The sequence below is a fragment of the Enterococcus sp. AAFC-DPL-5182 genome (assembly GCF_058216605.1).
Map to the genome: position 1 here is coordinate 960191 of NZ_CM177101.1, position 13490 is coordinate 973680.

Below are 13490 nucleotides of genomic sequence, written 5' to 3' on the forward strand. Positions count from 1 at the left end.
TTTTTATACTGAGCAGACAGATTTTTTTTGATATGAAATATATCAGCTTATTTCTATGCGTTAAGAGCAGGGGTATGCTATTCTTTAGGAAAACGGTTTACTTAGAAAGAAGGTTTTACTGTGAAAGTCGTAATCATCGGTGCTTCATTTGCTGGAGTATCAGCTGCTTTAGCGATCAGAAAAAAATATCCCACAGCTGAAATCCATTTAATCGAGAAACAACAAACCATCGGCTACTTATCGGGAGGTATCAATCTTTATTTTAATGAGAGGATCGATCCGATCGAAACGGCTCAGTTTATTTCGGAACAACAATTGATCGACAACGAGATTACTTTGCTGATGAGTGCAAAAGTAGTTGGCATGGACTCAAAACAGCATATCATCAAATATGAAAAACAGGATGAAGACTTTTTTATGTCATTTGATAAATTGATTTTAGCAACAGGTTCAAGTCAGTGGTCGCAGAAAATTCTCGGTAGTGATTCAGAAAAAGTTTTAAAATATAAATTTTTACCAGGGGTGTTGGATGCGATCAACCACTTAGAAAATAGTAATAAAGTAGCACTGATCGGCGGTGGTCAAATTGGCGGAGAAGCAGCAGATACGTTGCTAAAAAAAGGCAAAGAAGTACATCTGTTTGAGCGAATGGATTATTTGCTCTTTAAGTATTTCGATGAAGAAATGATTCGACCAGTACAAGCTGAAATGGTTGCTCGTGGTGTTGTGTTTCATTTTGATGAAACCGTAGAAAAAGTCATGGATACGGACGAAGGTCTTTTGATCGAAACAAAAAAGTCTGAATTAATATGTGATAGTGCCATTTTTGCGATGAATGTTCGCCCTGACTTAGCTTATTTAGATGAACACATCAGAACACACACGGATCAGACCGTTTTTGTGAATGAGTATTTGCAAACGTCCCAAGCAGATATTTTTGCGATCGGTGATTGTATTCAAGTGCCTTACAGTTTATCTAATGAATCAATTTACATCCCATTAGTGAACAATGCCGTAAGAACGGGACTAGTTGTTGCTCAAAACCTTGTAGAAGCAACTACGCCATTTGTCGGCTCAATTCGAACGATCGGGACAAAACTTGTGGACTATTATATAGCGAGTACAGGATTGACGGAAGCAGAAGGATTATTTCATGACCAGCCTATTTCGGTTGCTCATGTTCAGCAAAAAAGCTCTTTATTTTCTGGTAGTGAAACAATTTTCGGTAAAATTATTTATGAAAAAGAAAGTCATAAACTATTAGGGGCGCAATTGGTTTCAAAAGCGGATATCTTGGAGAAAATCAATACATTGGCACTTGGAATCCAAACGGGGCAAACCTTAGAAACTTTTTATCAAAAAGATTTTTTATATCATCCTTATTATTCCAACGTGATAGATATCACGAACCAGCTAGGTTTTGAAGGTTTGTGGAGTGAAGCGGATGAAGATTGAAGCCTTATTAGACAAAAAAGAAGCAAGAGAAATTGGGATTTTAAAGAAGGTGATCTTAGCTGGTGGCCGGATCAAGGATACTGAGTTATTGGATTATTCAGGAGTGTCAAAAGCTTCTTTTGAAAGTGATTTAAAAGAGCTAGGCTATTATTTGAAACCATACGAAAAAGACTGCTCACTGTTTTATGACGGGCAATGGGTGGCGATCCATATGTCAGATCAGTTTTCTATTAGTAAGGTTATAGAAGATTATGTTCGAGCATCGATCAAGTTTCAGTTGATTGATTATTTATTTCATTATCGTGAATTTACGATTGCTCAGTTGACGACTAAATTTATGATCAGCGAGTCTTCTTTATTCAGAAAAATCAAAGAGTTAAATTTGTTACTCAAAGAATTCGATCTTAAAATCCGCAATGGTCAATTAAAAGGGGAAGAGTTGCAGATTCGTTATTTTTATTTTCAAATTTATTGGTTTTTGACACCTTATGAAGTTCATCAGGAAAAAACATTGACCGTTCAAAATCTGAGGATCATTGAAGCACTAGAAAAAGCGTTGACTCTTACTTTTGAAGAGCATAGTAAATTAAAAATCAGTTTGTGGTTGACGATCAGTAAGAAAAGAATCGTAGTACAGCCAAAAACATTTAAAGAATTATACAGCAAAAGTCAAGTATATGAACAAGATCCTTTTTTTAAAACAGTTCGTTCTTTTGTTTTACGGTTCTTTAGTCGATATCCTCTTGAAATCGATGAAGAAGAAAGCTTACTGCATTTTATCTTTTTAACAAGTATGTCGGTTTTGGCGGAATCTGATTTTGCTGATTATAGTTTGATTCGAGGAAGACGTACACCAACATCACTAGCGGATACGTTTGTCTTAGAGCATGTGATTTTGTATTATCGTCCACAAAAATTTTTCCCGAACCTTGAGAAGAAGATTTTTTATTATTTCTCTCAGATTCATAGTCGGCTTTACTTTTTCAAAGGAGAGCTAGAGCTGTTTGATCGGGAAAATATTTGGCAAAAGGAACAGAATTTGTCCAGTCATCAATTGGCGGAGTTTTCTCATACCCTTTTAGACAGGAGTTTGGAATGTTTTGGAGAACGTTATGAAAAAGGCAATAGTTTACATGAATGGTCGCTTGTTAAGTATCTTAGTGTTCTTGCAATCATTGATTTTGAAATTGTCGGTGAAACTCGAATCGGAATTGATTTGAAGATGGATCATTTGTATAAAGAAGTAATGACTCAGGTATTGGTCTTGAGCTTGAAAAATTTAAATGGTCTGACCATTGAGCCTTACGATTCGAAAATGACCTACGATCTGATGATCACAAATATCATGCAGCCCAGTTACTACCGTTCTGCTAAAGAAGTTTATGTGCTTTCAGAACTGGGATCGTCTTATGATATCAATCAAATCAGAATGAAGATTCGAGAACTGCACAATAAAAGATGAGTTAAGGGGAAAAAGCCGAAAACAAAGATAGTTCGCTATTTTATTTTTGGCTTTTTCATTAGTAGGATGGGCTTATTCAGAAAAACTTTCATTTATTTTTGAAATAAAAAAAAAGATGACGTTTTTATAAAAGCATTTGCGTATATTATAAATACATGAAATATAAAGCGTTTTCAAATTGTAGCTAGTTTCTGAGGAAAAAGAGAGAGTTTGTGTCTATTATGTTTTTATTTGATCTAATGAAATGGGCTAACACTTCGGATTTTAAACATTAGGAGGAATCAACAATGACAGAACAAAAGTATATCATGGCGATCGACCAAGGAACAACAAGTTCAAGAGCAATTATTTTTGATAAAAAAGGGAATAACATTGGCAGTTCTCAAAAAGAATTTACGCAAATTTTTCCTAAAGCTGGTTGGGTAGAACATAACGCAAATGAAATTTGGAATTCCGTTCAGTCAGTTATCGCAGGTGCTTTGATCGAGTCAGGTGTCAAACCTTCTGATATCGCCGGAATCGGTATTACCAACCAACGTGAAACAACGGTTGTTTGGGACAAATTAACAGGATTACCGATTTATAATGCAATCGTTTGGCAATCGCGTCAGTCTTCACCGATTGCAGATCAATTAAAAGAAGACGGACATGGTGACATGATCCATGAAAAAACGGGATTGATCGTAGATGCTTATTTTTCAGCAACGAAGGTTCGCTGGATTTTAGATAATGTAGAAGGGGCACAAGAAAGAGCTGAAAAAGGCGAGCTATTATTTGGCACGATCGATACTTGGTTGGTTTGGAAATTGACTGGCGGAGAAACTCATGTAACAGATTATTCCAATGCAAGTCGTACGATGTTATTCAATATTCATGATCTAGATTGGGATCAAGATATTTTAGATATTCTGAATATTCCACGCGTAATGCTGCCGAAAGCGACATCGAATTCAGAAGTGTATGGATTGACGAAAAATTATCATTTCTATGGCAGTGAAATTCCTATTTCAGGTATGGCAGGAGACCAACAAGCAGCGTTGTTTGGACAAATGGCTTTTGAACCTGGCATGGTAAAAAATACGTATGGTACAGGCTCCTTTATCGTGATGAATACAGGTGAAAAACCTCAGCTTTCTGATAATAATTTATTAACAACAATCGGTTATGGGATCAATGGCAAAGTGTATTATGCTTTAGAAGGAAGTATTTTTGTAGCAGGTTCTGCCGTTCAGTGGTTGCGTGATGGCTTGAAGATGATTCAAACTGCTGCTGAATCTGAGGCTGTAGCAAAAGAATCACATAATAAAAATGAAGTATATGTCGTACCTGCTTTTACAGGACTTGGCGCACCTTATTGGGATTCAGATGCACGGGGAGCTGTTTTTGGTTTAACAAGAGGAACGACGAGAGAAGATTTTGTAAAAGCTACTTTGCAAGCGGTTGCTTATCAAGTAAGAGATATCATTGATACGATGCAAAAGGATACAGGAATCGCTATCCCAATCTTGAAAGTAGATGGCGGAGCGGCTAATAACGATTTGCTTATGCAATTTCAAGCAGACATTTTAAATACATCCGTTCAAAGAGCTCAAAATCTAGAAACAACTGCATTGGGTGCAGCATTTTTAGCCGGCTTAGCAGTTGGTTTTTGGAAAGACTTAGATGAGTTAAAAGAATTTTATGAAGATGGACAAGTGTTTGAAGCTAAAATGCCTGATGAAGAACGGGATGATTTATATGAAGGGTGGCAACAAGCAGTCGCAGCCACACAAATGTTCAAACATAAATCAAAATAAAGGAAGAAGTGAGTGGTATGTCATTTTCAATTAAAACAAGACAAGCATCTATTGAAAAGATGAAGTCTGAAGAATTAGATTTATTGATCATTGGCGGCGGTATTACAGGAGCTGGTGTTGCCTTACAAGCAAGTGCTGCTGGTATGAAAACTGGTTTGATCGAAATGCAGGATTTTGCAGAAGGAACTTCCTCTCGTTCCACTAAACTAGTTCACGGTGGAATACGCTATTTGAAAAATTTTGATGTAGAAGTTGTTGCAGATACAGTCCAAGAGCGCGCAGTTGTTCAAGCAATTGCGCCTCATATTCCAAAGCCAGACCCAATGCTTTTACCGATTTATGATGAACCAAAAGCAACGTTTAATATGTTTTCGGTCAAAGTGGCGATGGATCTTTATGATCGTTTAGCAAATGTGATCGGAACTAAATATGAAAATTATACGTTGACAAAAGAAGAAGTACTGGAAAGAGAGCCTCAGTTAAAAAGTGAAGGTCTGCAAGGGGGCGGTGTTTATCTTGATTTTAGAAATAACGACGCTCGTCTGGTGATTGAAAATATCAAACGTGCCGCATCTGATGGCGGACTGATGGTCAGTAAAGTCAAAGCCGTTGGATTCATTCAAAATGATCAGGGCAAAATCATTGGTGTAAAAGCAGAAGATATCCTAACAGGTGAGCAGCTTGACATCAAAGCGAAAGTAATAATCAATACGACAGGACCTTGGTCAGATAAAGTTCGAGGATTGGATACGAAAGAAAACTTAGTGCCGCAAATGCGTCCGACAAAAGGGGTTCATCTTGTTGTGGACAGTAGCAAACTATACGTACCTCAACCAACTTATTTTGATACTGGAAAGCATGATGGTCGAATGGTTTTCGTGGTTCCAAGAGAGAAGAAAACCTATTTTGGCACAACGGATACAGATTATACAGGCGATTATGAACATCCAACTGTTACCCAAGAAGATGTTGATTATTTACTGGAAATCGTCAATAGCCATTATCCTAAAGCAAACGTAACGATCAATGATATTGAAGCCAGTTGGGCTGGTCTTAGACCATTGATTTCAGAAAATGGCGGTTCTGATTATAATGGCGGCAATAATGGCAAAGTTTCTGATGAAAGTTTCGATCAAGTTATCACTATTGTTGAGAAATATAAAAATCAGCAAGCGACACGTTTTGATGTCGAAAATGTGTTGAATAACTTAGAAGATTCATTGGCTGAAAGCAAGGAAAATCCTTCAGCTGTTTCCCGCGGTAGTTTGCTAGAACGCTCAGATGATGGATTATTGACATTATCAGGTGGGAAAATCACAGATTATCGCAAGATGGCAGAGGGTGCGTTGAAGGAAATTCAACGTATTTTGAAAGAAGAATTTAATTGCATGTTTGAGTTGATCGATTCTAAAACGTATCCTGTTTCAGGAGGAAATCTTGATGCAGCAAACGTGGAAAATGAGTTAAATGATCTGGCCGTATTAGGAATGGAAAAAGGTTTGAGCCAAGAAGAAGCAGAGTATCTTGCTCATCTTTATGGTTCAAATGTAACAGAACTTTTTGAAAAAATTTCGACAACGGAAGTGGTAACAGGTTTAAGCTTAGCTGAAACCTTAGCATTGCACTATGCATTAGAAAATGAAATGGCACTGACACCTGCGGATTATCTTGTACGTAGAACAAATCATTTGCTCTTTATGAGAGATACGCTGGATGAAGTCAAAGAAGGTGTGATTTCTGAAATGAGTCATTATTATAATTGGTCTAAAGAGCAAAAAGAACACTATACCAATGAGCTAAATCAATTAATTGCAGAATCTGACTTGAGTACATTGAAAGAAGGGACGAAGTAAAATGGATACTTCAAATATGACACAGATTTTCAGTGAGTTTTTAGGCACGATGATTTTGATTCTTTTAGGTGATGGCGTATGTGCTGCAGTTAATTTAAAGAAAAGTAAAGCCGAAGCGTCTGGTTGGATCGTAATTGCTTTTGGTTGGGCGATGGCAGTGACGATTGCCGTTTATGTTGCAGGCTATATGGGGCCTGCTCACTTAAATCCAGCGGTGACGATCGCAATGGCGATGACGGGAAGTTTTGAATGGAGTTTAGTTGTACCGTTTGTTGTAGCGCAAGTTCTTGGAGCAATTGTTGGGGCAGTTTTAGTGTGGTTAGCTTATTTACCTCACTGGCAAGCAACAGAAGATCAAGGAGCGATTTTAGGAACCTTTGCTACAGGTCCTGCTATTCGTAATTATCCAGCGAACATGGTTACAGAAGTAATTGGTACCTTCGTTTTAGTTTTAGGATTACTTTCATTCTCACAACACAGTTTTACAGATGGTTTAAATCCATTAGTTGTTGGGGCATTGATTTTATCGATTGGTTTGTCTTTAGGTGGACCTACAGGGTATGCAATCAATCCAGCACGTGATTTTGGTCCTCGTTTAGCTCATCAATTATTACCGATTTCAACAAAAGGGGATTCTGATTGGAGCTATTCATGGGTTCCTATCGTTGGACCTGTGATCGGTGCGGCTATTGCTTCCGGTGTTTATATGTTGATGGTTTGATTTTTATCGTAAGTTCAGGCGTTGGAAGTGATTACTTTCAGCGCTTTTTTTGTTTTTATGATGAGTTGATCAAGGGCTAACTAATTTTCTTATGAAAAAAACAGATATTTTATTTACAAGAGGGGTGTTTTTCTGTACTCTTAAATGGAGTTGATGTGATAAAAAGCATCCAGTCGATTTTTCCTATTTTTCAGACAAGGCAGAACAAGCCTCTTCAGCTTTTAAAATAAAGGAGGAACAAGTGTGTCCTATCAAGAAATATTATTTCCTTTTCTCGGAGGATTAGGGATTTTTCTATTCGGTATGAAGTATATGGGGGATGGTCTGCAGAAATCTGCAGGGGATTCGTTACGGGAAATTTTGAACACTTTTACATCTACACCATTAAGGTCCGTATTAGCTGGATTGATCGTGACAGCAATTATTCAAAGTAGTTCTGGGACGACGGTTTTGACAGTGGGGTTGGTTAGTGTTGGGTTCATGTCTTTACGTCAAGCGATCGGGGTAATCATGGGGGCGAATGTCGGCACGACAGTAACTGCATTTATTATTGGGTTTAATTTAAGCTCATATTCGTTACCGATCATTGGAGTGGGATCGATTTTACTGTTTTTCTCTAAAAGAGAGCGAGTCAATAATGTAGGGCAAATTTTGTTTGGTTTTGGTTGCTTATTTTATGGACTAAAGTTGATGGGAGAAGGGATGGCACCGTTAAGTACCTTGCCTCAATTTGCAGATTTAATGGTAGATGTTTCTCATCATCCTATTCTAGGTGTGGGGATCGGAACCTTGCTTACAATGGTCTTGCAAAGTTCTAGTGCGACGATCGGGATCTTACAGCAATTGTATAGCCAAGGGAGCTTAGCAATTGGTGCAGTACTGCCAATTTTGTTTGGCGACAATATCGGTACAACAATCACTGCTGTGATCGCAGCGTTAGGCGTCAGTGTCGCTGCGAAGCGGACTGCGGCTTCTCATGTAATCTTTAATCTAGTTGGAGCAATTATTTTTACGACGTTACTGACGCCATTTACAGCGGTTGTGGTACGTATTTCTAGCTTGTTGGATTTAAAACCTGCAATGCAGATCGCGGTTGCTCATGGTTTATTCAATATTTCTAATTTGTTGATCCAGTTTTGGTTTATCGACAAAATCGAGTGGCTTGTCAGGAAAATTATTCCTGGTAAAGATAAAAGTATTGATTTTAAACCATCAAATCTAAATGAATCAATTATTCAAAATTCGGCTACCTTAGCATTGAATCAAGCTAAAATCGAACTATTACAAATGGGTGAATATGTTTTAGGTGCCTTTGAAGCAACAAAATCTTATTATGAGAAACAAGACAGTATCGACAAGGAAAATGCAAGCCAGTATGAGACTGCGATCAATGATACGGATAATCGCTTGACTGAATACTTGGTACAACTTTCGGCAACAGAATTAACGATTTCCGAAAGTCATGAGCAAACGATGATGTTGGAGTTAACAAAGGATTTAGAACGAATCGGCGATCATTGCCGGAATATTATTCAAAATCTCAATGAAGCAATCCATCTTGAAAAGAAACAAAAAGCCAAAGAGAAAAAAGCTGGTAAAGTTTCTGAACGTGATACACTGATTTTGTATGATGAAGATGTGGTCGATTTATTTGAGAAAGTTTTGAAAAATATTCGTGATTCTTTAGTTGTTTTTGAAAATGATGACAAAGAAATGGCTGCCCATATGCTGAGTCGGGAAGAACAGATCGATCAAATGGTCAAAATGCTTCGCAAAAAATATATTTCCATCATGAATAGTGGTAAAGGTCGAGCGGCTGATGGAGTGCTATTTATTGATATAGCATCCAACCTAGAGCGAATGAGTGATCGTACCATCCATATGGCTAAGTATGTTTTAGGTGAACGTTATGGAACAGAAGAAATTACAGTAGATCAGTCAATAAATCCAGTAATTACTCTTCAACCGCAGGAATAAAAAGAACCCTTTGTGACTTGTTTTAAGAGTCATAAAGGGTTCTTTTATAAGTTGTGCAGGATCGCTTGATACAAAGTGTCCAAAGATTGATTACTATCGAGTTTTAAAACGGGGCTTTTGGAATGGGCGATTTGATAATTATGCTCAGCAAATGTCCCAATATCAGAAGGCGTTTGAGCGGTATAATACGTTTTGCACCACTCTAAAAAGTCATTGGTTTGGTGTCCTTGTTCATCTAACCAGAGTGAGTCAATACCGCCTCTAACTATTTCTCTTTTTATTAAACGCTGGAATCGTTGCTCGTCATCTAACATGAGAAAAACTAAAAGATCTCGATCCGTAAAACCAGTAGGATTCCAAGAAAATACTGAGCCTGAAACGATAAAGTGCTCGAATGTTTCACGATCATCATGGTACATTTTTAAGCGCTGCTGGATTGGATAAGTCTCAGAAAAATTCTCATCTTTCCAAAGATAGTCATCCGTATCGATCCACTTGATCTGCTTTTTTTCAGCAATATAATTTCCCAAGGTACTTTTTCCAGTACCAGAGGCGCCAATGAGTTGAATTTTCATCTTTATTCTTCCTCCGCTTAAATAAGAAATAATCTTAAAAGAAAATGCACATTAGACTATTTCATTTACTAAGAATACTTTATAATAAATACTATCAATTGAGAAGAGGGAAGAATATGAAACATAATACTTTTTTGTCATCCGATCAAACAACTACAAGTCATTTTATCTGTTGGGAACCTGATAAAGAGGCAATCGGAACGGTTCAAATCATCCATGGAATGGCAGAATATATTGAGCGTTATCATGATTTTGCTAAATATTTAAATAATTTAGGTTTTATTGTGGTTGGGCATGACCATTTAGGGCATGGTGAATCTGTAGCAAGCGATCAACCAAAGCATGGATACTTCGCACAAGGAGAGCCAGTAACTTTTGTCCTGGAAGATATTCATCAGGTCAAAGAGTGGATCGAACATACTTATTCAGACTTGCCTCATTTTATGTTGGGTCATAGTATGGGCTCATTTGCTTTGCGCAATTATTTACAACTATATAAATCTGACATCAGCGGTGCTATTTTTATGGGAACAGGTAAAAATGCTTCGATGTTATCAGTAGCCCTTTCTCTAACGAAAGGCTTGAATCTAACTGTTCCAGAAAAACAAAATAAATGGCTGGATCATATGGCTTTTGGCTCTTTTAGCAAGCAATTTCCAGAAGCTGGAAGCTTTAATTGGTTAAGTAAAAATCAAGAAAATGTAAGACGTTATGAAGAAGATCCGTTAACAGGTTTTACATTCACCAATAACGGTTTTTATACGTTATTTCGATTAGTTGATGGAGCAAATCGGAATGGCTGGGCACAAAATATCGACCAAGATTTACCGATTTTAGTAATCAGTGGGGAACAAGATCCAGTAGGGGATTTTGGTAAAGGTCCTAGAAAAGTTGCAAAAGAACTTGATGAGGCTGGAATCAAAGATGTGTCTCTTGTTTTGTTTACTGATTTACGTCATGAAATTTTACTGGAAGAAGAAAAAGATGAGGTCTATAAAGCGATTAGTAATTGGTTGCAAAAAAGACTAGATCTTGACGTAAAAGACTAGAAATCTGTTTGCTATTTAATGGGTTTTTATATACACTACAAAGTAAGGTTAAAAAGATAAAAAAGTGAAAAAGTAAAGTAATTTTTTGTGGAGGATTTTTCTGATCAGGGAGGGTTGATTGTGGAAAAAACGCGACTAAGGAAACTCGGTTTGGCAAACTTGAAATGGCTTCAAGAACATCCAGAATTAAAAGAGCAAAAAGAACACAAAATTAGTCAGACGCTATTTAACGATCCATGTTGGAAAAATGCGAAAACGATCGCAATCACTAAACCACTTGCTTTTGAATTTGATACGCATATTATACTTCATAGAGGTTGGCAAGAAGGAAAGCAGATGTTGATGCCAATCACTGGTAAAAATCGAACGCTGACATTTCATACTGTAACGCCTGAAACTGTTTTTGAAAAAACAGCATTTGGTGTGGAAGAGCCGCAAGATGTATCTGTTGTCTCTAATGAAATAATCGATTTAGTCGTGGTACCAGGGATCATTTTTACACATGACGGCTTTCGAATTGGGTTTGGGGGAGGTTTTTATGATCGTTTCCTAAAGCACTATCAGGGGGAAACATGCAGTTTGGTATTCAGTGAACAGATTCAAGAAGATTGGCAGGCAGAAATGTTTGACTTGCCTGTAAAACGATTATTTATCAGCTAGGAGGAACACATGAATTATCAAACACAGATGAAAATTAAAAGAATATTGAAACAACCACTAGTAACCTATATGTTACTAGGAATCACTACGATTGTTTTTTTAGGGATGGAACTGACAGGTGGATCTGAAAATGGTCAGGTTTTGGTCAACTGGGGAGCGATGTCGCGAGGTGAAATTCTTTATTTACATGAATATTGGCGCTTTTTTACTCCGATGTTTTTACATATCGGTTGGCTGCATTTTGTTGTAAATATGGTGACACTTTATTATGTGGGCTCTCAAGTAGAAAGTATTTATGGTCATTGGCGCTATCTCTTGATTTATTTATTGAGTGGTGTGGCTGGAAATATTATTAGTTTTACCTTTGGTTCACCAAATAGTATTTCAGCGGGTGCTAGCACATCTTTGTTTGGATTATTTGGTGCGTTCATTATTCTTGGTCGTCATTTTAGAAATAATCCTGCGATTTCATTTATGGTTCAGCGCTATGCGACCTTTATTGGAATCAACTTGATTTTTAACTTATTTAGTAGTTCTGTGGACATCATGGGCCATATCGGAGGCTTGATTGGCGGGCTTTTAGTTGCGTCTGCTTTAGCTGTACCAGATCGTTCTGATGAGTTCAATATCCATGAACGAATCATTTCCGGAATCATTTTCGTATTTTTGTTAGGTGTTTGTCTAGTCTTGGGTTTTAAAAAATTCGGTTTACTTGTATAATAAGGAAGTGCATTTAATGGAAACGCTATACGATGTACAGCAGTTATTTAAACAATTCGGCATTTATATTTATGTAGGTGCTAGAATTTATGATATCGAGTTGATGATGATTGAATTGAAAAATATTTATGAAGGTCACTTGATTGATAGAGACACGTATCTCCATGCGAGAAGTGTTTTGCAACGAGAACATCGAATTGAAGAAAGCAGAGCGACTGAGAAAGGAACCGAGTAAATGGATAAGAAATTGATTGGGATTGATTTAGGCGGAACAACGATTAAGTTTGCGATTTTAACAACAGATGGAGATGTTCAGCAAAAATGGAGTATTGAAACCAATATTCTAGATGAAGGCAGTCATATCGTGCCGGATATCATCGAATCAATCAATCACCGAATTTCTCTTTATGAGATGAAGCATGATGATTTTATTGGGATCGGCATGGGCACACCTGGGAGTGTCGATATTAAAAAAGGCACAGTAGTTGGTGCTTATAATCTTAACTGGACGAAAAAGCAAAATGTAAAAGCACAAATCGAAGAAGCAACAGGAATTCCTTTTGTTTTAGATAATGATGCCAACGTAGCGGCGTTAGGTGAACGCTGGAAAGGTGCTGGCGAAAACAATCCAGATGTTGTGTTCATCACACTTGGGACAGGTGTTGGCGGCGGTATTATAGCTGAAGGCAATTTATTACATGGTGTTAATGGCTGTGCTGGTGAAATTGGACATGTAACAGTTGATCCTGGTGGGTTTGAATGTACATGTGGTAAACGTGGCTGTCTAGAAACTGTCTCTAGTGCTACAGGGGTAGTTCGGGTTGCTCGTCATATGTCGGAAGAATATGCGGGTGATTCTCAGTTAAAACAAGCTATTGATGACGGTCAAGATGTTTCAAGTAAAGACGTCTTTGAGTATGCGCAGGCTGATGATCCATTTGCCTTGATGGTGGTCGATCGTGTATGTTATTTCTTAGGTCTTGCAATCGGTAATGTAGGGAATACCTTGAATCCATCTAGTGTGGTCATTGGCGGTGGCGTTTCTGCGGCAGGTGAATTTTTACGTAGCCGTGTTCAAACATATTTTGAAGAATTTACTTTCCCGGAAGTTCGTAATAGCACGCAAGTTAAACTTGCCCAATTAGGGAATGAAGCAGGCGTTATCGGTGCTGCTTCACTTGCATTACAATTTATGGAGAAAGAGTAAGAAAGGGATTTTGGA

General features: G+C 37.6%; 12 protein-coding genes. 11 read left to right on the forward strand and 1 reads right to left on the reverse strand.

Going from position 1 to position 13490, the window contains the following annotated elements; translation table 11 throughout:
- Window positions 1-120: 120 nt before the first annotated feature.
- From AC4BB7_RS04440 to AC4BB7_RS04465, 6 genes are all read left to right on the forward strand, one after another.
- Entirely contained in the window at window positions 121-1455 is a 1335-nt protein-coding gene (locus AC4BB7_RS04440; RefSeq protein WP_490484548.1) for an FAD-dependent oxidoreductase, read from the forward strand.
- The gene (locus tag AC4BB7_RS04445) at window positions 1445-2917 is read left to right on the forward strand and encodes a helix-turn-helix domain-containing protein (RefSeq protein WP_490484549.1); all 1473 of its coding nucleotides are present in this window, start codon (window positions 1445-1447) and stop codon (window positions 2915-2917) included. The genes AC4BB7_RS04440 and AC4BB7_RS04445 overlap by 11 nt, the downstream gene beginning before the upstream one ends.
- A 287-nt stretch (window positions 2918-3204) precedes the next feature.
- The gene (glpK, locus tag AC4BB7_RS04450) at window positions 3205-4713 is read left to right on the forward strand and encodes a glycerol kinase GlpK (protein ID WP_086312004.1); all 1509 of its coding nucleotides are present in this window, start codon (window positions 3205-3207) and stop codon (window positions 4711-4713) included.
- A gap of 17 nt (window positions 4714-4730) precedes the next feature.
- Window positions 4731-6566, forward strand: coding sequence for a type 1 glycerol-3-phosphate oxidase (gene glpO / locus AC4BB7_RS04455; protein WP_490484550.1), 1836 nt, complete (start codon window positions 4731-4733; stop codon window positions 6564-6566).
- Between the two features lies 1 nt (window position 6567).
- Window positions 6568-7287, forward strand: a complete 720-nt coding sequence (locus AC4BB7_RS04460) for an MIP/aquaporin family protein (protein ID WP_490484551.1) — start codon at window positions 6568-6570, stop codon at window positions 7285-7287.
- Window positions 7288-7530: 243 nt separating this feature from the next.
- The gene (locus AC4BB7_RS04465; protein WP_490484552.1) at window positions 7531-9264 is read left to right on the forward strand and encodes a Na/Pi cotransporter family protein; all 1734 of its coding nucleotides are present in this window, start codon (window positions 7531-7533) and stop codon (window positions 9262-9264) included.
- 44 nt (window positions 9265-9308) lie between these two features.
- Here the strand turns inward: AC4BB7_RS04465 and AC4BB7_RS04470 are convergent, their stop codons facing one another.
- Window positions 9309-9839: a shikimate kinase gene (locus AC4BB7_RS04470; protein WP_490484553.1), complete on the reverse strand. Its 531-nt coding sequence runs from the start codon at window positions 9837-9839 to the stop codon at window positions 9309-9311.
- Between the two features lie 116 nt (window positions 9840-9955).
- Between AC4BB7_RS04470 and AC4BB7_RS04475 the strand changes: the two genes are divergently transcribed.
- The 5 genes from AC4BB7_RS04475 to AC4BB7_RS04495 all read left to right on the forward strand — a co-directional run bounded on the left by AC4BB7_RS04475 (window position 9956) and on the right by AC4BB7_RS04495 (window position 13475).
- Window positions 9956-10888, forward strand: coding sequence for an alpha/beta fold hydrolase (locus AC4BB7_RS04475; RefSeq protein ID WP_086312015.1), 933 nt, complete (start codon window positions 9956-9958; stop codon window positions 10886-10888).
- A 120-nt stretch (window positions 10889-11008) separates the two neighbouring features.
- Complete coding sequence (locus AC4BB7_RS04480) at window positions 11009-11548, forward strand: 5-formyltetrahydrofolate cyclo-ligase (protein WP_490484554.1); 540 nt, start codon at window positions 11009-11011, stop codon at window positions 11546-11548.
- A gap of 9 nt (window positions 11549-11557) precedes the next feature.
- Window positions 11558-12268, forward strand: coding sequence for a rhomboid family intramembrane serine protease (locus AC4BB7_RS04485; RefSeq protein WP_086312017.1), 711 nt, complete (start codon window positions 11558-11560; stop codon window positions 12266-12268).
- 16 nt (window positions 12269-12284) lie between these two features.
- Window positions 12285-12503, forward strand: a complete 219-nt coding sequence (locus tag AC4BB7_RS04490) for a YqgQ family protein (RefSeq protein ID WP_010760500.1) — start codon at window positions 12285-12287, stop codon at window positions 12501-12503.
- Window positions 12504-13475: an ROK family glucokinase gene (locus AC4BB7_RS04495; RefSeq protein WP_086312018.1), complete on the forward strand. Its 972-nt coding sequence runs from the start codon at window positions 12504-12506 to the stop codon at window positions 13473-13475.
- Window positions 13476-13490: the final 15 nt, after the last annotated feature.

What these genes read in the sequence shown, in the direction of transcription:
- AC4BB7_RS04445 (WP_490484549.1), top strand. Translation starts at nt 1,445, where the DNA reads ATGAAGATTGAAGCCTTATTAGACAAAAAAGAAGCAAGAGAAATTGGG.
- glpK (WP_086312004.1), top strand. Translation starts at nt 3,205, where the DNA reads ATGACAGAACAAAAGTATATCATGGCGATCGACCAAGGAACAACAAGT.
- glpO (WP_490484550.1), top strand. Translation starts at nt 4,731, where the DNA reads ATGTCATTTTCAATTAAAACAAGACAAGCATCTATTGAAAAGATGAAG.
- AC4BB7_RS04460 (WP_490484551.1), top strand. Translation starts at nt 6,568, where the DNA reads ATGGATACTTCAAATATGACACAGATTTTCAGTGAGTTTTTAGGCACG.
- AC4BB7_RS04470 (WP_490484553.1), bottom strand. Translation starts at nt 9,839, where the DNA reads ATGAAAATTCAACTCATTGGCGCCTCTGGTACTGGAAAAAGTACCTTG.
- AC4BB7_RS04475 (WP_086312015.1), top strand. Translation starts at nt 9,956, where the DNA reads ATGAAACATAATACTTTTTTGTCATCCGATCAAACAACTACAAGTCAT.
- AC4BB7_RS04485 (WP_086312017.1), top strand. Translation starts at nt 11,558, where the DNA reads ATGAATTATCAAACACAGATGAAAATTAAAAGAATATTGAAACAACCA.
- AC4BB7_RS04490 (WP_010760500.1), top strand. Translation starts at nt 12,285, where the DNA reads ATGGAAACGCTATACGATGTACAGCAGTTATTTAAACAATTCGGCATT.
- AC4BB7_RS04495 (WP_086312018.1), top strand. Translation starts at nt 12,504, where the DNA reads ATGGATAAGAAATTGATTGGGATTGATTTAGGCGGAACAACGATTAAG.